Annotated in this window: 14 protein-coding genes and 1 other annotated feature; of the genes, 12 read left to right on the top strand and 2 right to left on the bottom strand. The window is 35.7% G+C overall.

Features of this window, described 5'->3' with window-relative positions:
• Nucleotides 1-163: 163 nt before the first annotated feature.
• Nucleotides 164-868 carry a YjgB family protein gene (locus HNR52_RS02195; RefSeq protein ID WP_435619572.1) on the top strand — a complete coding sequence of 235 codons (705 nt, stop codon included), beginning with the start codon at nucleotides 164-166 and terminating at the stop codon, nucleotides 866-868.
• A gap of 54 nt (nucleotides 869-922) precedes the next feature.
• Nucleotides 923-1,116, top strand: a binding site (T-box leader).
• Between the two features lie 47 nt (nucleotides 1,117-1,163).
• Nucleotides 1,164-3,608 (top strand): leucine--tRNA ligase, encoded by a 2,445-nt coding sequence (gene leuS / locus HNR52_RS02190; RefSeq protein ID WP_435619571.1) that lies wholly within the window; start codon nucleotides 1,164-1,166, stop codon nucleotides 3,606-3,608.
• Nucleotides 3,609-3,628: 20 nt separating this feature from the next.
• Here the strand turns inward: leuS and tlp are convergent, their stop codons facing one another.
• A complete protein-coding gene (tlp, locus tag HNR52_RS02185) occupies nucleotides 3,629-3,898 on the bottom strand; it encodes a small acid-soluble spore protein Tlp (RefSeq protein ID WP_013788751.1) in 270 nt (89 codons plus the stop codon).
• Nucleotides 3,899-4,038: 140 nt separating this feature from the next.
• Here tlp and HNR52_RS02180 point away from each other — a divergent pair, with 140 nt between their 5' ends.
• From HNR52_RS02180 to HNR52_RS02170, 3 genes are all read left to right on the top strand, one after another.
• Nucleotides 4,039-4,905 carry an aldose epimerase family protein gene (locus HNR52_RS02180; RefSeq protein WP_435619570.1) on the top strand — a complete coding sequence of 289 codons (867 nt, stop codon included), beginning with the start codon at nucleotides 4,039-4,041 and terminating at the stop codon, nucleotides 4,903-4,905.
• 82 nt (nucleotides 4,906-4,987) lie between these two features.
• A complete protein-coding gene (locus HNR52_RS02175; RefSeq protein WP_013788749.1) occupies nucleotides 4,988-5,986 on the top strand; it encodes an inorganic phosphate transporter in 999 nt (332 codons plus the stop codon).
• Nucleotides 5,987-6,000: 14 nt separating this feature from the next.
• A complete protein-coding gene (locus HNR52_RS02170) occupies nucleotides 6,001-6,615 on the top strand; it encodes a DUF47 domain-containing protein (RefSeq protein ID WP_013788748.1) in 615 nt (204 codons plus the stop codon).
• A 98-nt stretch (nucleotides 6,616-6,713) separates the two neighbouring features.
• On the opposite strand, the gene HNR52_RS02165 is transcribed toward HNR52_RS02170, so the two are convergent.
• Nucleotides 6,714-8,102, bottom strand: a complete 1,389-nt coding sequence (locus HNR52_RS02165) for an APC family permease (protein WP_435619569.1) — start codon at nucleotides 8,100-8,102, stop codon at nucleotides 6,714-6,716.
• A gap of 171 nt (nucleotides 8,103-8,273) precedes the next feature.
• On the opposite strand from HNR52_RS02165, the gene HNR52_RS02160 reads away from it, so the two are divergent.
• From HNR52_RS02160 to HNR52_RS02130, 7 genes are all read left to right on the top strand, one after another.
• The gene (locus HNR52_RS02160) at nucleotides 8,274-10,976 is read left to right on the top strand and encodes a sigma-54-dependent transcriptional regulator (RefSeq protein WP_435619568.1); all 2,703 of its coding nucleotides are present in this window, start codon (nucleotides 8,274-8,276) and stop codon (nucleotides 10,974-10,976) included.
• 242 nt (nucleotides 10,977-11,218) lie between these two features.
• Nucleotides 11,219-12,469 (top strand): PTS sugar transporter subunit IIC, encoded by a 1,251-nt coding sequence (locus HNR52_RS02155; protein WP_435619567.1) that lies wholly within the window; start codon nucleotides 11,219-11,221, stop codon nucleotides 12,467-12,469.
• 209 nt (nucleotides 12,470-12,678) lie between these two features.
• Complete coding sequence (locus HNR52_RS02150) at nucleotides 12,679-14,088, top strand: glycoside hydrolase family 1 protein (RefSeq protein WP_435619566.1); 1,410 nt, start codon at nucleotides 12,679-12,681, stop codon at nucleotides 14,086-14,088.
• A 46-nt stretch (nucleotides 14,089-14,134) separates the two neighbouring features.
• Entirely contained in the window at nucleotides 14,135-14,440 is a 306-nt protein-coding gene (locus HNR52_RS02145) for a PTS sugar transporter subunit IIB (RefSeq protein ID WP_435619565.1), read from the top strand.
• Between the two features lie 14 nt (nucleotides 14,441-14,454).
• On the top strand, nucleotides 14,455-14,787 hold the full coding sequence (locus tag HNR52_RS02140) for a PTS lactose/cellobiose transporter subunit IIA (RefSeq protein ID WP_435619564.1): 333 nt from the start codon (nucleotides 14,455-14,457) through the stop codon (nucleotides 14,785-14,787).
• A complete protein-coding gene (locus tag HNR52_RS02135; protein WP_435619563.1) occupies nucleotides 14,780-16,090 on the top strand; it encodes a 6-phospho-beta-glucosidase in 1,311 nt (436 codons plus the stop codon). Before HNR52_RS02140 ends, HNR52_RS02135 begins: the two co-directional genes overlap by 8 nt.
• A gap of 468 nt (nucleotides 16,091-16,558) precedes the next feature.
• Nucleotides 16,559-20,185 carry a 5'-nucleotidase C-terminal domain-containing protein gene (locus HNR52_RS02130; RefSeq protein ID WP_435619562.1) on the top strand — a complete coding sequence of 1,209 codons (3,627 nt, stop codon included), beginning with the start codon at nucleotides 16,559-16,561 and terminating at the stop codon, nucleotides 20,183-20,185.
• Nucleotides 20,186-20,336: the final 151 nt, after the last annotated feature.

The raw sequence follows: 20,336 nt of genomic DNA, 5'->3' as shown, positions 1-20,336 counted from the left end.
TTTAACTATATTTTAACACTATAGTTTAATGCTGTTAAGCGATTATCAATAAAGTATTAAAAACATTAATTATGTATAAATCTCCCTTAAAGTCATTGACGAAAGGCATTGCATAAGGTTATCATTTGTGTGGGGGAATAAATAAAAAATTGGAGGATTGATTATGAAAAAATACGGCTTATTGATAGCACTTGTTGTTGCTGTATCGATTTTTGCCGGATACCTGCTTTACAATAATTCTAATATAGCACAAAGAAGAAATCAAGAATCGCAAAGCCAAAAAACTGCAACAAATGATAATTCAACTTCTGATAATAATGCAAAAGATGAAAATAAGAGTAGCAATGATAGTAATAATGGCAATAGTGATAAACAAGATCACAATCCTGTTGTAGACAATCGCAACGTTGATTTGATAAATCAGATAGTAAGCCTTGCTAAACAAGGTAAAGTAATAAACTGCGATTTTGTAACAGGTAAAACTACTATAGATGATATAGAAAAGGTGTATGGAAACCCTGACAAGCAAGAGTATATTTCATCTGCAAAGGGAACTTATACGACTTTTACAAAGAAGTATCTTGTATTTGGATTTAATAAAGGAATGCAGGTTTTTGAGACAAGGTCATTTGATCCAAGATTACAAGCTATTTCAAGAAGTGATATTGAAAATGTATTGGGAAAAGCCCCATATAAAGCCTCTATAAGCGGCACTCCAAGCCAAACTGTTTTAGGCTATACGATGAATTCTGATTACAAGCTTGAATTTGTCATATCAGATACGACAAATCTTGTTGACCATGTAAATGTGCTGTATCCTGCGGCAACAGTTAATTCTATGGCAGGTGATCCAGGCCGCCAATGGTGATTATCATATTGCATTTTAAGAGCATTTGTAATAAAATATTGATAAATATATATTGTTAATGCAATGATGTGGAGTAGTAGGCTAAGACTTTTTCAGAGAGCCTTATGACGGTGGGAAAGGGCATTGTGTTAGCTGAACTCGCCATTGAGCATGCATATTAAAAGTATGCACGGTTGTACCGTTATATGAAATAAGTGGGCTTGCGTCAAAAAGAGTGGTACCACGGAAGCGTAGCTTTCGTCTCTTTGTGATGTGAAGCCTTTTTTATGCAAAAAATATTAATAGGAGTGAGAAGATGGCTTATTCAAGGGATATTGATAAAAAATGGCAAAAGAAGTGGGAAGATACAAAACTATACAAGTTTAATCCGGAAAACATTGATAAGAAGCTGTACTGTCTTGAGATGTTTTCGTATCCATCAGGTGCAAAGTTACATGCAGGACATTGGTATAATTATGGGCCTGCTGATTCATGGGCAAGGATGAAAAGGATGCAAGGCTATGAAGTTTTTCATCCAATGGGTTTTGATGCGTTTGGATTGCCGGCAGAAAACTATGCCATAAAGACAGGCATACATCCACAGGATTCTACCCTTCAAAACATAAAGACAATGGAAAGACAGCTAAGAGAGATGGGTGCCACATTTGATTGGGATTATGAGGTTATAACCTGCTTGCCTGACTACTATAAGTGGACACAATGGGTTTTCTTACAACTGTACAAGAAAGGTTTGGCTTATAGAAAAAAGGCTCCTGTCAATTGGTGTCCAAGCTGCAAGACAGTCCTTGCAAATGAGCAAGTTGTAGAAGGTACTTGTGAAAGATGTGGCTCTGAAGTCACTAAAAAAGATTTGACTCAGTGGTTTTTAAAGATAACCGATTATGCAGAAGAACTTTTAAATAAGCTCGATGAGCTGGACTGGCCTGAAAAAACGAAAATGATGCAGAGAAACTGGATAGGAAAATCAGACGGTGCCGAGATAGAGTTTAAAGTCGATGGCAAAGACATATCGTTTAAAGTTTTTACAACAAGAGCTGACACGCTATACGGTGTTACATACGTAGTCTTGGCTCCAGAAAATGAGATAGTAGATCTCATAACGACAGATGAGCATAGAAGAAATGTAGAAGATTATAAAGAATACGCCAGAAAGCAAAGCGAGATAGAGAGGCTTTCAACGGAAAAAGAGAAGACAGGCGTATTTACAGGAGCGTACGCTATTCATCCTATTACAAGTGAGAGAGTGCCTATATGGATATCTGATTACGTTCTTGCAACATACGGGACAGGCTGTGTAATGGCAGTACCTGCCCATGACGAGAGAGATTATTCATTTGCTAAGAAGTACGACTTGCCAATAAAGAGAGTTATCAAGGGGAAAGATGGAGTAGATGACTCACTGCCATTTGTTGAATACGGTATTCTTGTTGATAGCGGTGATTTCACAGGAAACAAATCTGAAGATGCAAGGATAGAGATAGTGAAGATGCTTGAGAAAGAAGGCAAAGGAGCTCTTAAGGTAAACTACAGGCTTAGAGATTGGCTTGTATCAAGGCAAAGGTATTGGGGTGCTCCTATACCAATAATACACTGCGACAAGTGCGGATTAGTTCCTGTGCCTGAAGAAGATTTGCCAGTATTATTGCCTTACAATGTGGAGTTTTCTCCAGATGGAGAGTCGCCGCTTAAGAAATCTGAGGAATTTATGAATACCACTTGCCCTAAATGCGGTGGTAAAGCATTGAGAGATCCTGATACACTTGACACATTTGTGGATTCATCGTGGTACTTCTTAAGGTATCCTGACAACAAAAATGACAAAGAGCCTTTCAACAAAGAGCTAATTGACAAGATGCTTCCGGTTGACAAATATATAGGCGGTGCTGAACACGCATGTATGCACCTTTTGTATGCCAGATTTGTCACTAAGGCATTGAGGGACTTAGGGTATCTTGATTTTGATGAGCCTTTTAAATCTCTCATACATCAAGGAATAATATTGGGACCTGATGGAAACAAGATGAGCAAATCAAGGGGCAATACAATATCACCGGATGAGTACATCAATGAATATGGCTCAGATGTATTTAGGATGTACTTGATGTTTGGATTTGCCTTTACAGAAGGCGGTCCGTGGAATGATGATGGTATAAAGGCTATGTCCCGCTTCATACAGAGAATTGAAAGGCTTGTAGATAAATTCATAGAGGAAAAGGGTAAAGCTGGTAAAGATGAGATTTCAAAAGATGAGAAAGAACTTAACTATGTAAGAAATTATGCCATAAAGAGCGTTACAGAAGATGCTGAAAAGTTCCAGTTTAATACTGCTATAGCAAGGATAATGGAGCTTGTAAACGCCCTTTATAAATATGACGCTGAAATAGAAATCAAAAACACAAAATTGTACGAGGAAACTATTGCAGATCTTGTAAGGCTTTTGGCGCCTTTTGCACCGCATTTTGCAGAAGAAATGTGGGACAGATTGGGATACAGCTATTCTGTTTTTAATCAAAAATGGCCAAAGTACGATGAAAAAGCTTTAGTCAAAGATGTTGTTGAGATAGCAATACAGGTTAACGGTAAGGTAAGAGGACGCCTTGAAGTTTCTCCAGATGCAAGTGAGAAGGAAATTCAAGATGCTGCGATTTCAGCAGAAAGCATAAAACAATACATTGACGGTAAAGAAATAGTTAAAGTTGTGGTTGTAAAGGGTAGGCTTGTGAATATAGTTGTAAAATAGGCAGTGAGGAACTGCCTATTTTAATCTTTTTTGTCTACGCCGTTTCCGGCTTCAACTTCATCTACGATTTCATCTCTCATGCCATGGATGCTTTCAAGCCTATGGCGGTTTTTCTCTTTGATTCGTGCGATTTCTTCTGGAGAAAGTTCTTCAGCGTGCAATTTCAAGTAATCTTCAGCTTCTCTATAATTTTCTATCGTATCGTGAATCATATCCTGTAATTTTCCTACGTTATCAGAACGATCATCAGGCTTGGGAGGATTTTTGTAACGCTCTTTTTCCTCAGCCATTTCTATCACACTCCTAAAAAGTATTTTTTCAAAATTATTTTTAACTTTTATATTTAATATATGTATTGAAAAAATTAGAAAAGTTTAGGGCGATTATAGTATAATATGTTTTAGATAAAATAGTAAAAGAGGTGCTGAAAATGTATAAAGTGGAAAAGTATATGGATAAATTTGAGACGTACAGACTTTATGATTTAAAAAGCAATTCGTTTTTTGAAGTTGTGCCGGAACGTGGTGGTATAATAACAAGATATGTATGGGCTGGACAAGATATATTGTATCTTGATAAAGAAACACTGTACAATACCGAAAAGAATATACGAGGAGGAATACCGATACTTTTTCCAATCTGTGGATATCTAAAAGATGAGAAATATACGATAGATGGCAGAGAGTACAACATGAAACAGCATGGTATTGCAAGGCTTTATAAGTGGGATGTAGTTAAAACAAGTGCTGATGATTCTGCGTCGATAACATTGAAGTTTACAAGCAGCAGCGAGACAAGGGAAATATACCCTTTTGATTTTGAACTTATTTTTAAATATATTCTCAAGAACGGAATGCTGACAATAGAGCAACAATATGTAAATAAGTCAGAGAAAAATATGATATTTTACTCTGGATTTCATCCGTATTTTTACATTGAAAATAAGGACAATGCTTCAATATCAGTTGATTCAGATGCATGCTACGATGCAATATATAAAAAGCAGCTTATTTTCGATGGAGAGATTGACTTTAAAAAGACTGAGGTAAATCTTATTTTTGAGCCTAAATCAAATGAGTGCTCTATATTAGATAAAAAAAGAAGTATGAAAGTTATTCTTAAATACGATGAAGTTTTTAAATACGTAGTTGTATGGGCATTACACGATAAAGAATTTATATGTGTTGAGCCTTGGATGGCTAAGCCTAACTCCATGAACACAAAGGAAGATATTAAAAATTTAAAGCCTGGCGATGAGCTAAAAGCAGTGTTTAGTATAAGAGCGTCTATGGAATAATATTTATGATTGCGGTACATTAACGTTTTGATTCATTTGCACATAATATAATGTACCACAAGAAATATATTGAGGTGTCAAAATGAATTTGCACTATGCTTTAATAGCTTTTATTTTATTATACATCTTTATCACAGGATTTCATGACGAAGGAAATCTTATAGCTACGATTATTTCGTCAAGATCTATCGGCATAAGAAGTGCCTTTATAACAGCGTCATTAGCTCAATTTATTGGCACAGCAACATTAAGCACTACAGTTGCATCAACCATCAGTAAAGATGTGCTTAATCTTAAATACCTCACAATTGCTGGTAATGATCTGTATATCATGATATTTACAGGCTTGCTTGGTGCTGTTGTTTGGAATCTCATCACGTGGTATATAGGCATGCCTTCCAGTTCTTCACACGCATTAGTTGGAGGCATGATAGGGCCTTTCATAATTAAATATGGAATTTATTCCATTAACATCTACGGAATATTACTAAAAGTCATAATTCCACTTTTTTTATCTCCTGTTTTTGGATTTTTGATAGGATATTTAGTGATGTATTTCACAAGCCGTATTTTGAGAAGTGCTGGAGTAAAGGTCAATACTGTTTTAAAAAAGCTTCAATATTTGACTCTTTTTATCTTAAATGCTGGCCAAGGTGCTAACGACGCTCAAAAGGGAATGGGACTTATATATATTTTGACGATAGGAAGTAGTCTCTCAAGAAGCAGTGAATTTCATAATATGATTAAGGTTTTGTCGGCTTTTATGATATCCTTTGGACTTCTTTTTGGCGGACTTAGAATGATTAAAAGCGTTGGAACAAGGATATACAGGGTTAAGCCATTTCATTCTTTTAATGCGCAGATATCGTCTCTATTCATAGTTATAACTGCTGCAGTTTTTGGACTGCCTACAAGTGGAACGCAGATAATCAATTCTTCTGTACTTGGTGTAGGAGCAAAAGAAAGGCCCACCGCTGTAAGGTGGCAGTTTGCAAGAAGTATGTTTGCATCTTGGATTATCACAATACCAGCATCTTTTGCGATATCTTCAATCTTATTTTTGATTTCTAAAACTATATGAAGGTGTGATACAAATTGGGATTGTTTAATTGGCTATTTTCAAAGGGCGTCGATTTTTACAAATTGTTGCAGGAACATTCTGATTTGGCTTTAAAAGGTGTTCAGGCATTGGCTCTATATATGACTACTGGTAAATATGACGACGGTGAGAAAGTTATAATCATAGAGAAAGAGGCTGATAAGAAAAGAAAAGAGTTAATCGATGAACTTGATAGCACATTTATAACACCTATTGAAAGAGAGGATATATACGAGCTATCAAGTGCCATTGACAACATACTTGATTACTGCGAGACGACGGTAAAAGAAATGGAGATATATGAGCTTAGTCCGACAGTGGAGCTTAGGGAAATGGTGGATGTCATATTGAGAGGTACAGAGCTTATAGATAAAAGTGTTTATAATCTCGATAAAGATAAAAAATCAGCAATGGATTACGCCCTAAAAGCTAAAAAACTTGAAAATGAGATGGAGTCATATTACAGGAAATATCTAGCGGAGCTTTTAAAGAATGATGATATAAAATACATTTTAAAAATGCGGGAGATATACAGACATTTAAGCAATTGCGCCGATAAGATGGACTTGGCAGGAGAGATATTAGGCCATATCCTTGTGAAGGAAATATGAATTTTGGGTAAGGCATTCTGTTGGAGTTGATAGCGACTGGAAGTGGACGTATATAGAGAAGCACTGATAAAAAGGCATTCCACATTGTGGAATGCCTTTTACTTAAGTTTCTTTTCATAATTTCTGTATATTAAAAAGCCTATTATCAAGAAAAGAAGTGTTCCTCCGACTAATTTGACTTCATACCAGAGAAGGCTTCCTAAATTCATGCCTGCAGGTGGAATGATAGAAAGGATTATTGAGAACAACACAACCAAGAAGCCTATTCCGCCGACAAGCCAAGCTCCAAAATTTCCAAATGGGACTTTGTACAGCCTTTTGACATCAGGCTTTTTATACCTTAAGACGATTAGTGCAGAAAACATCACAAGGTATGGTATAAAGTAGAGTATCGATGTCATGGCTGACAAAAGCCAATATGCTGACTCCACGGTAGGAGTCGAGAAAGCCATAAGTATCAGTAAACTTACGATAATTGCTTGTGTAATCATGGCATTTACAGGTGTCCCATATTTATCGTGGGACTTTGTGAAGAATTGTGGCATAATGCCTTTTGAGCTTGTAAAGATCATGTTTATAGGGCCTATTATCCATGCATTTATGCCGCCAATGCCTCCTATGAATATCAAAAATGCAGCGACGCCTATTAAATATTTTAAGCCGATTTTGTTGAATATGATTTGTATTGCTTGCATTATCCCAGTTGCCAAGCCTATTTCCTTCTGAGGAACTATGAAGGTTATAGAGATGGTGCCAAGGATGTACAATGCTGGTATGATGAAAGCAGATAAAACTATTGCTTTCGGGAAAGTCCTCTCGGGATTTTCTGTTCTTTCTGCCAGTGTTGGCGCTAATTCAAGCCCTGCGTAAGCAAATATCATGGATGAAAAGAAGACGATATTGCTTAAACTTGACAGATTAGGGAAAAGCGATGAAACCGTGTATGTGGCTTGAATTTTCTGGTGAAGCCCAGTAACCCAGTATATAGAAAAACCGATAAGAAGTATTCCCGGTATTATTGTTCCAAAAAGGCCGCCTGCATTTGAAAGCCATTTGCTTAAGCTAAGACCATTGACATTTACAAGCGTTATTATCCAAAAAAGTACAAATATAAATATGGATACAAATCGGTCATTATCAGCAAGCTTAGGATTCACCATGTAAGCAGCAGTGCTGGCGATGTATATAAGCATAGACGGGTAGTATACCACATTGGTAAGCCAATACGACCATGACGTTAAAAAGCCGTATTTGTCGCCAAATGCTTCCTTTGCCCATACGTACAAGCCACCTTCATAAGGCCATCCTGTAGATAGTTCAGCTACCGCAAGTCCTTGCGGTATGAAAAACAAAATAGAAGCTAAGATCCAAAGCATTACAGAAGATGCTCCATATTTTGCGGCAAGTGGAAGCCATCTTAAACCTATGATTGCAACTACATTCATAAGGACGATGTCACGCACTTTAAGAATCTTTTCTTTTTCCACAATTTTGCCTCCTTAAAATTTTTTAATTAGCAAAATAATTTTATCATAGAAATATATCTATGTATATATTCTACAGAAAAAAGAATCTTATAAATCCTGTTTAAAACTTCTAGAAAGTGTTTTGATGTGTATTATAATATGATATAATAACCTCGTAGGAGGTATTTTTTTATGAAGAGAATTGATAAAGTTTACGAGAAACTTAAAGAAATATGCCTAAGACAGCTAAAAAACGATGGTATGATAACAGGATGCTCTGCAATTGATCTATCTAATGAGCTTAATATTCATAGAGCAAATGTATCAGGTGATCTAAATAAAATGCATAAAGACGGTAAAATAGTTAAAATCGAAGGGAAGCCTGTCTTATTCAGTATAAAGCAAGATGAATTAAATAAAAGCCTTAATACGGTTGAAGAAGACGCTTTTAGAAAGATAATTGGTTCAAATCTAAGCCTTAAAAATGCGGTTCAACAAGCGAAAGCGGCTATCATGTATCCACCACATGGACTTCATACATTAATATTAGGTGAGACGGGCACTGGTAAGTCAATGTTTGCGGAGACAATGTACGAATATGCCAAAGAGATAGGAAGGATCAAGACGAATGCTCCGTTTGTAACCTTTAACTGTGCTGATTATGCCAACAATCCGCAGCTTCTCATGGCACAACTATTTGGAGTGAAAAAAGGAGCGTACACTGGTGCAGATAAAGACAAGATAGGGATAGTAGAAAAAGCGGACAAAGGAATACTATTCCTCGACGAAGTCCACAGACTGCCACCAGAAGGACAAGAGATGCTTTTTTATCTTATAGACAAAGGAATGTTTAGATACTTAGGCGAAACAGACGTACAGCATAAAGTAGATGTACTTATAATATGTGCCACTACAGAAAATGTGGAATCAATACTCCTTAAGACTTTTACGCGACGAATTCCAATGGTGATAAATTTGCCATCGTTAAAAGAAAGAACTTATGAAGAGAGATTTGAAATAATAAAAAATTTTATGATTGATGAGGCATCTATAATCAAAAACGACATATCAATAACATCAAACGCATTGAAGGCATTTCTGCTTTATGATTGCCCAAACAACATAGGACAGTTAAAAAGCGACATAAAACTTTGTGCGGCAAAGGCATACCTTGGATTCATGATGAATAGAGACAGGGAAGTAGTAATACATACAGAGGATCTTCCACAATATATAAAGAGAGGGCTTTTCAAATACAAAGAGGAAAAAGATAAAATTGATAAATTTGTAAAAGACGACAAAATAATGTTTTCAATAGACAAAATGGACATTATCGCATCTGAAGATAGTAAATCATTTAACTTTTACGAAGCACTGGAAGAAAAGCGTAAATCTCTGGAGAAAAAAGGTATAAATGAAGATGACATAAAACTCATAATGAATCTTGATATAGAAACGTATCTGAAAAGATATATTGATGAAGCCAAAAGATATAATTTAGAAGAGCTTTATAAAGTTGTCGACAAGAGAATTGTTGATATTGTGGATAATTTTCTGAATCATGCAGGAAAAATGTTAAAAAGAGAGTTTAGTGAAAAGACACTGTACGGACTTTCTATGCACGTTGCCAGCTCAATCGAAAGGATATCAAGCGGCAAGAAAATAGAAAACCATCAATTAGACGACATAAAAAGGATATACAAGGATGAGTTTGAAGTTTCTAAAGAGCTTAAAAAATTGATAGAGAGAGAATTTGACATAGAGGTTCCAGAAGATGAAGTAGGCTTTATAACCATGTTTTTGTGCCTTGACATAAAACAAGAAAAAGACGAAGAAAAGGTTAGCGTCATAGTCGCGATGCATGGTGAGTCCACGGCTACATCAATAGCAGATGTCTCAAATAGATTGCTGGGGGGAAATTTCGTCGTAGGGTACAATATGCCACTTGACCAGAAACCTGAAATAGCCCTTAATAATCTTTGCGATTTAATCAAAAAGACAAATAAGGGAAAAGGTGTACTGCTATTAGTAGACATGGGATCATTGGTATTCTTTGGTGATATGGTATACGAAAAAACAGGCATTCCGGTTAAAACGGTTGAAATGGCATCAACACCTATGGTATTAGAAGCAGGAAGAAAAGCATTATTAAATGCATCACTTGATGAAGTTTACGATTCTGCAGTTAATTTGAGCCCTTATATAGGGAGGATATATAAGGACAACTTTGAGATGCAAAACGGATTTAAAAATGATGTCATAATAACTGCCTGCATTACAGGTGAAGGTACTGCATTGAAATTAAAATCAATCTTAGAGAAAAAGCTCAATCTAAAATCAGCAGGAATCGACATCATACCTTTAAATATAGAGGATAAAAGAGAGTTTAAGCGAAAGCTGCAGAATATAAAAAGAGAAAAGAATGTATTAGCCGTAGTAAGCGCATTTGACCCAGGCGATGACACGCTTAAATACATTTCAACTACTGATGTGTTTGACAACCGGAAATTAAATTCTTTAAAAACCATGATTGATTCAAGAGATGCACTTGAAACCATAGACAATATGAAAGAGATAATCGCAGAAAACGTAGATATCGATGCAGAAAAATATATCAAAGCTTTTAAAGAATTTTATCTAAACATCGCGGAAAACAATGTAACTCTCGACAACGACAAAATAATCGGGCTAATACTTCATCTTGCTTGTGCAATAGAACGTGTATTAAATGGCGGAGAATTAATACGGATAAAAAATTGTAAAACAATCATAGAAAATAATACATCAAAATACGAAATGATAAAAACTGCTGTAAAACCAGTAAATGAAGCCTTTAACGTGACTTTATCAGACGATGAATGCGTCAGCATAATGAAAATAATTTATTCACTTTAATACACATATGTGTATTGATTACGGTTACAAACAATACAGATTAATACAAGTATTTCAACGACATAAGAAGCCGTGGAATTCAGGCTTTTGTTATTCAAAATTATTTTGGCACGGTATTTGCATTATCTATAAGCAGAAAATTAAATTGGAGGTGAAACAAAATTAAATGAAAATAGTTTTGGTTTGTTCAGCAGGAATGTAATGTAAATGATTAAAAAAATCAAGATGAAAGGAGAATGATTATGGAAACTGTTCTGAATTTCATACAAAATGTAATTGTTCCGCCAATGGAGAAGATCGGAAATGAAAAACATTTAAAGGGCATACGTAATGGACTTATCGCAACAATACCTTTTATAGTAGTGGGAAGTTTATTCTTAATAATAGCAAATCTACCTATAAATGGATGGAGTAAGATAATAGGCAAATTTGCAAATTATTTGTCTGTTCCAGTAAATGCTTCATTCGGTGTTTTAGGGCTTTTAGCAAGCATAAGTATCGGTTATAGTCTTGCAAAGGAATACAACGTTGATCAAATAGGTGGTGCGCTGATGTCTTTGGTAGCTTTTTTGACAACACAAGTAACAAGCAAATATACACTCGATACATCAAACTTTGGTTCAACAGGCCTTTTTACTGCAATATTAACAGCAATTATTTCAATTGAGATAACAAAATTCTTTGTTAAGAGAAATATTGTGATAAAGCTGCCTGATAGTGTGCCACCTGCTATTGCCAATTCCTTTATGACGTTAGTTCCTGCAGGAGTTGTTGTACTGTTAATATGGTTCATAAGAGTAATATTAAATTTTGATATAACAAAATTTCTCCAAAAAGTATTTAGCCCAATCGTATTTAGCTTAAATACACTTCCTGGTGTACTTGTCTATATGTTATTTGTACTATTGTTATGGACTGTAGGAATTCACGGTACGGCTTTATTGAGTGCAATTGGTGATCCAATTTTTATGCAATTTGTAGCAGAAAATGCAAAAGCATTTGCGTCACATCAACCTATACCGTATATTACTGCATATGGATTTGTAAATAATTTTGTTAACTTAGGTGGTACAGGTGCTACAATTGGATTAGTTTTGTTGATGCTTAAATCAAAGAGCAAATTTTACAATTCGTTAGGTAAAATTGCATTGCCGCCGGGAATATTTGAAATAAATGAGCCTGTTTCTTTTGGTGTACCAATAGTCATGAATCCAGTAATGATGATACCTTATGTAGTGACTCCTCTAATTTTAACGGCAGTAACATATTTGTTGATGCTATATAATATAATTGGAAGACCAATTGCATTATTGCCATGGACTACTCCACCAATTATAGGACAATTCTTGCTAACAGGTGGTGATTGGAAAGCAGCAGTTTGGGGTGCAATAGAAATAGTAATATGTGCTACAGTTTATTATCCGTTTTTTAAAGCTGCCGAAAAGGAACAATTAAAAATTGAAAGCGGTGAAGAAGTAGGTGCTGAGAATTAATTTTAGTGATGATGTTGGAAAAGTTTGAACAGCAAATATAAAGATATTAAGCGAAACATCAAATATTCAATATTTGATGTTTCGCAAATAGATATTTTATAGCATGTTTTTCACAATTTTTGATGACTATTTACTTTTATAAAATTATTTTTCATATTGATTAAATAGATATTTAATATGAAAGTATATCAAGGAAGGAGAAGTTAAAAATGAATCACTCAAAACTAAAACCATTTCCAGAAAACTTTCTATGGGGAGCATCTACATCAGCTTATCAAGTAGAAGGGGCATGGAATGAAGACGGAAAAGGGCCTTCTGTCATTGATATGGGAAAATATCCTGAAGGAACATCAGATTTTAAAGTAGCCAGCGATCATTATCATCGATATAAAGAAGATATAGCTTTATTTGCAGAAATGGGTCTTAAAGCTTATCGTTTTTCTATTGCATGGACAAGAATTTATCCAAAAGGTACAGGGGAAATAAATGAAAAAGGTATTGCATTCTATAACGATTTAATCAATGAATTGTTGTCACATAATATTGAACCTATCGTTACCATGTACCACTTTGATTTGCCTTATGCATTGCAAGAAAAAGGTGGTTGGTCAAATAGAGAAACGATAGATGCTTACGAAAACTATGCTAAAACTTTATTTAAATATTTCGGTGATAGAGTCAAGTATTGGCTAACCATTAATGAACAAAATATGATGATTTTACATGGAGCAACTATTGGAACTGTAGATCCTAATATAAAAAATCCAGAAAAAGAATTGTATCAGCAAAACCATCACATGCTTTTGGCCCAGGCAAAAGCGATGAAACTATGTCATGAAATGTGTCCAAATGCAAAAATTGGTCCTGCGCCAAACATCATATCAATATATCCAGCTAGTTCTAAACCAGAAGATGTAATTGCTGCTTCAAACTTCTCGTCAATTCGCAACTGGCTATACTTAGATGCGGCTGTGTTTGGGAGATACAACAGTATAGCATGGAGCTATTTGGAAGAGAAAGGATATACACCGATAATTCAAGAAGGAGATATGGAAATCTTAAAAAGCGGAAAGCCTGACTTTGTAGCCTTTAACTATTACTCAACATCAACTGTAGCTGAAAGCAAAAACGATTCAGCTGACAAGAATTCAACTGGAGATCAGCAGATTGCCATTGGAGAACCTGGAGTGTACAGAGGAGTTTCTAATCCGTATTTAGAAAAAACAGAATTTGGCTGGGAAATTGATCCGGTAGGTTTTCGCAGTACATTGCGCGAATTAAATGACAGATATAATCTACCGCTGCTTGTAACAGAGAATGGATTAGGTGCTTATGACAAGTTGGAGAAAGGCGATGTAGTAAATGATGATTACAGGATTGATTTCTTACGTAAACATATAGAACAAGCTAGGCTAGCAATTACTGATGGTGTAAACTTAATAGGATATTGTCCTTGGTCAGCAATTGACCTTGTCAGCACCCATCAAGGATTTAGCAAGCGTTATGGTTTTATCTATGTCAATAGAGACGAATTTGATTTAAAGGATTTAAGAAGAATAAAGAAGAAAAGTTTTTGCTGGTATAAAGATGTTATAGAATCTAATGGGGAAAAGATATAATCAGTTTTAAAAATAAAAAATTATAAATAGAAAGAGGAGATATATTATGAAAATATTGTTAATGTGTGCAGCTGGTATGTCTACAAGTTTACTGGTTAATAAAATGAAAAAGTATGCTAATGAAAATGGATATAATGATGTAATAATAGAAGCACAACCTATTGAAGACTTAGAAAAATATGTTGATGATTATGATGTATTTTTATTAGGTCCACAAGTAAAGTACAAAGAAAAATGGGCGAAACAGATAATAGAGGCTAAAGGGAAAAAATATACGACTATTCCAATACAAGTATATGGTTTAGTTGATGGCAAAAAAACTCTGGAACTTGCTTTACAGCTTTTAAAATGAATGGAGGCATAAATATGGATTTCGAGCAAATTGTGTTTACTATTATTTCACATGCAGGTAACGCGAGGAGTTTATGCTTTGAAGCATTAAAATGTGCAAGAGAAGGAAATATACTTGAAGCTGAAAATCATATAAAAGATGCAAGTGACGAACTACTAGAAGCTCATCACATACAGACAGATATGATTCAAAAAGAGGCATCTGGCGATAAACAAGAAGTTACACTTTTATTGATGCATGCAGAAGATCATCTAATGACAGCTATTCTTGCAAAAGAATTGATAACAGAGATGATTGAAATGTATAAAGTGATAAATAATACAAAGGAGAGTTCTTTAAATGTCTAAAAGAGGTTTGAAAATAGCTACAATAGGTGGTGGGTCAAGCTATACGCCTGAATTGGTGGAAGGATTTATAAAAAGGTATGATGAGTTGCCTGTGAAAGATTTATACCTTGTGGATATTGAGGAAGGAAAAGAAAAGTTAGAGATTGTAGGAAATCTTGCAAAGCGCATGGTGGAAAAGGCGGGCGTAGATATAAATATTCACCTGACTTTGAATAGGCGTGAGGCGATAAAAGATGCAGATTTTGTGACTACACAGTTTAGAGTGGGGCTTTTGGATGCTCGAATCAGAGACGAAAAAATACCTTTGAGATATGATGTGATAGGTCAGGAGACGACAGGGCCTGGCGGATTTGCAAAAGCTCAAAGAACGATACCGGTGATACTCGATATATGCAAAGACATAGAAGAATTATCTCCAAATGCATGGCTTATAAACTTCACAAATCCTTCTGGAATCATAACAGAAACAGTTTTAAAGCATACAAATGTGAAAACAATTGGACTTTGCAATGTTCCAATAGGTATGGTATATGGTGTTGCAGAAATGCTTGATGTAGACGTAAAGCGTGTGTCAATAGATTTTGCAGGTCTTAATCATCTTGTTTGGGGAACACATGTGTATTTGGATGGAGATGACATCACAGAGAAATTGATAGATAGTTTTGCTGGTGGCAAGTCTATGTCAATGAAAAATGTGCCTGACTTACCATGGGAACCTGAGTTTATCAAATCACTTGGAATGTATCCGTGCCCATATCACAGGTATTATTATCTTGCAGATAAAATGTTAGAGGAAGAAAAGAAAGATGCGTCAACAATAGGGACAAGAGGTGAACAAGTCAAAAAACTCGAGAGAGAACTTTTTGAATTGTACAAAGACCCAAATCTCGATGTAAAACCGTCACAACTGGAGAAAAGGGGTGGAGCCCATTATTCCGATGCTGCATGTTCATTGATAAACTCAATATACAACAATAAAAAGGACATTCATGTAGTTAATGTAAAAAACAATGGAACAATTTTAGATCTGCCTGATGATGTGGTAATAGAAACAAATGCCTTAGTAGATAGAAATGGTGCACATCCAATAAATATAGGTCATGTACCGAAAAAGATAAGAGGATTGATGCAGTCTGTAAAGGCGTATGAAGAATTGACAATAGAAGCGGGTGTGACAGGCGATTACTATACTGCACTTCAAGCTTTAACGATACATCCGCTGGTACCATCTGCGACAGTAGCTAAAAAAATCTTGGACGATATTATTAGAGAGAACATAGATTACTTGCCGCAATATAGATGAAATAAGTAAACTTTAAGCCGGGTTTTCCGGCTTTTTTTTGCAATGAAATTTTCTAGTAACCTTTTATAATTTATAGCAAATTGGAATAATTTTTTAATATTGAGAGGATTCTTAAGATAAATGTGTATAATTTTGGATAGAAGTAAATTTTGGGGTTTGTAATTGTTTTTATAAAGATATAAAATTATATTAAAAGTTGTCTGACATCTGATATATTACAATTAATATTGTGCACAAATTTAAGTTTTACATGATTTTAACACATACTTAATAATAGCTTTATAATTGTCTGTTATATTAATCTTGTAATAAGTTGTACCAATCGTCAAAGCAGCTAAGATTTTGTTGATTTTATGTTAATGCACATCTACGTTTCCAATGCATTTGTGTTTAAAGGATATGACATAAGGGGGGATTACGTTTATACTCAAAAATATTTCAAATAATAAAAGGAGTAGGAGGGTTTATATGTTAAAAGGTAGAGGCAAAGTTTTAAGTATCATTTTGACATTTGTGATGGTATTTGGCATGGTATTTTCAAGTATGCCTCAGATATCATACGCAGCTACATCAAAGACATTTGATTTTGTAGAAGTCACTGATTTCCACGGGTATCTGCAAGCATCAGGTAAATTAAGCGATGGAACACCTATCACCCAAGAGAGAGGATCTGTATTGGCAAAAAGAATAAAAGACATAAAGGCAGCAAATCCTGATACTGTCGTACTATCAGGAGGAGATATGTTTCAAGGTACGCCTCTTTCAAACGTTTTAAAAGGACAGCCTGTCATTGATATGATGAAAAGCATTGGCTTTGATGCAATGACATTAGGAAATCACGAGTACGACTGGGGCATTGATTCTGTTATAGACACTAATAATGCAGTTTTAAAAGGATCTACAATACCCGTTTTAGCAGCCAATGTATACGACAAAACTACAGGCAAACCTGTAAGTTACACGAAACCATACGTTGTAATTGAAAGAGATGGAGTAAAGATCGGCATCATTGGAATCGTTGATAACAAAGAATTCCCGTCTATAATTTTGCCATCTCTCATAAGTAATGTAGATTTTAAAGATCCTGTGCCAATTGTAAATAATCTTGCACAGCAGTTAAGAAATGATGGTGCGCAGATTGTAGTTGTCTTGGCGCATATGGGAGCTACGACTGATAAGAATACAGGTGAGACAACAGGTAATCTTATTGATTTTGCTAAGAACGTAAAAGGCGTAGATGCTATATTTGGTGGTCATACACATACGATTGTCACAACCAGAGTAAATGGAATACCTGTAGGTGTTGCCAACAATGCAGGCATGGGTTTTATAGATCTTAAGATAACAGTAAATAGCGATGGTACTATAAGCGCAGGAGATATGGTTTACAACGACGATTACAGCTATTACAATACGAAAACACCAGTAGTTGATGAAGATGTTCAAAGTATAGTAGATAAAGCTATACAAGACGCTGGGCCGTTATTTAGCCAAGTCATTGGCACTGCAGATGTAGATTTGACGAGAACTCAAAGTGCAAATCCTTTTGGAGATTCGATTTTAGGAAATTGGACGTCAGAAGTCGTTAAGAATGCTGTAAATGCTGATTTTGCCTTTGGAAACAATGGTGGACTTAGAACTGACGTATTAAAAGGCGACATCACTGTTGGAACAATGTACACGTTGATGCCATTTGACAATACCATTGTCACAGTAAGCATGACTGGTGCAGAGATTAAGAAAGTATTGGAACAAGCGGTTCAGGATGGTGGCAAAGGCATTCAGGTTGCAGGTCTTTCATTTAAGTACGATCCAAGTAAACCGTCAATGAATAGAGTATTTGACATGAAGAAATCTGATGGTACACCAATAGACATGAATGCAAGATATCTTGTAGCAACGAATAATTTTATGGGAACTGGTGGAGATGGTTTTACAGAATTTACTGATCCCGATGTGCAAAAGTCTTACATAGATACGCAGAAATTGGTGAGAGATGCATTTATCGATGCAGTAAAGGCACAAGGTCATATAACGGCGAAAATAGACAATAGAATATCTCCTGCCACAATGATAGCTTCTAATGAAACGACTATAACAGTTTTAGCCACATCTGATGTACATGGGAATCTGGTGCCGTGGGATTACAGCAGTGCAAAAGAAGCTAATCAAGGCCTTGCAAAGGTAGCAGGCTATGTTGATCAAGTAAGATCCGAAAATCCAAACGTCGTATTAGTAGACAATGGTGATACAATTCAAGGTACGCCACTCTCATACTACTACGACAAAATTGACACAAAGTCTGAATACCCTATGGCGAAGGCTATGGGCGCCATGCACTACGATACGTGGACGTTAGGGAACCATGAATTCAATTATGGTTTGGATGTCTTAAATAGAGTAATTGCTAATATGGAAAAGGAGAACATCCATGTCTTATCTGCAAATACTTACAAAGATGATGGCACCAACTTTGTAGAGCCTTACTACATTAAAACGATAACTACACCTATGGGCGATGTGAAAGTAGGCATATTAGGACTTACTACAAAAGAAATTCCTTCATGGGAAGACAAATCTCATTACGCGGGGCTTAAATTTAATGACCTTGTAGAAGAAGCAAATAAATGGGTACCTAAAGTGAGAGCTGCTGGGGCAGACATAGTTGTTGTTGCTATGCACTCTGGCGAAGAAAGCCCATCAGATACTATACCAGAAAATCAGGTAAAAGCTGTAGCTCAAGGTGTAAATGGGATAGATGCGATAATAGCTGGACATACACATGTTGTAATACAAATGGATACATTTAAAAACCCAGAAGGTAAAGATGTAATAGTGACAGAGCCTGGCAAATGGGGACAATACGTTTCAAGGATAGATTTCAACTTATCTAAAGATGAAAATGGGAAATGGACAATTGACAGCAAAACAAGCAAAGCTGTTGCGATGAATAGCTCAATACAACCTGATGAAAACATAATGCAGCTTGCAGAGCCATACCAAGAAGCGACTCTCAAATACGTAGGAACCAAGATAGGCACAGCTTCTGGTGACTTCTTAGGAAAAGATCAGTTGACAAAGGAAACAGCCTTGATGGATCTTATCAACAAAGTACAAAAATACTATGCAAAGACGGATCTTTCAATAGCCGCACCGTTAAGCAGCACTGCTCAGATATTAAAAGGCGATGTTACAATACAAGACATGATGAGCGTATATGTGTTTGAAAATTACTTGTACGGAATAAAGATGACTGGTAAACAGTTAAAGGATTGGATGGAATGGTCTGCACGATATTATCAGCAGGTCAAATCTCCAGATGATCCTATAACAAAGGATAAGACCCTTAATATACCAGATTACAACCTTGATCAGCTTTACGGAGCAAGTTATACCATAGATCTTACACAGCCTGTCGGAAACAGGATTAAGAATTTGACAGTAAATGGCAAACCAGTGAAAGATGACGATGTATTTACTGTTGCAATAAACAACTACAGATTTAATGGCGGCGGAGGTTTTATGAAGGCAGCAGGAATTACAAATCCTGTAATAGTCTTTGACTCAGCTAAAGCATACGGTGATGATGGTCAGGTAAGAAACTTAATGATAAGTTATATAAAAATGAAAGGTACTATAGATCCTGTTGTCGACAACTACTGGACAATATCTAAGACACCAGTTTCAGAAGGAAATGTTGGAAGTAAAGGCATTGTCACAGCATCAGCTTTAAATGTGCGTTCAGGTGCTGGTACAAATTATAAAGTGATAGGTGTAGTAAGAGCTGGTCAATCTATCAACATAATAGGCGAAAATGATGGTTGGTACCAGATTGAATACAATGGAAAAACAGGTTATGTATATGGCAAGTATGTAGCTTCGTCGCCAGATTTAACAAATGTAGCCGTATTAAAATCGGTGAAGGTGACTGCTAAAGACGGACTTAATATCAGAGTGAATAATTCCATAAACGCGCTAAAAATAGGAGCAGTACCGTACGGCTATGAATTAAAAGTGGTCGGCGAATACGACGGATGGTACAAGGTTCAGTATAACGGCGTATACGGATTTGTTTATGCAAAATACACAAAATAGAAAAATAAACTTAGTAAAAAGGGAAGGCTGTAAGATGGCAGCTTTCCCTTTTGCTATACATAAACAGCATAAGAGGCAGTTGGATAGATACAAATATAATGATAGAATAATAGAAGAATAAATATGATAATGTGGACTTAGCAAGAAGGGA

Origin of the sequence: Thermoanaerobacterium thermosulfurigenes (genome assembly GCF_051201035.1) — a bacterium.
Taxonomy (GTDB): Bacteria; Bacillota; Thermoanaerobacteria; order Thermoanaerobacterales; family Thermoanaerobacteraceae; genus Thermoanaerobacterium; species Thermoanaerobacterium thermosulfurigenes.
The sequence above is the reverse complement of the archived record's forward strand: the minus strand, read 5'-3'. Positions and strand labels throughout refer to the sequence as shown.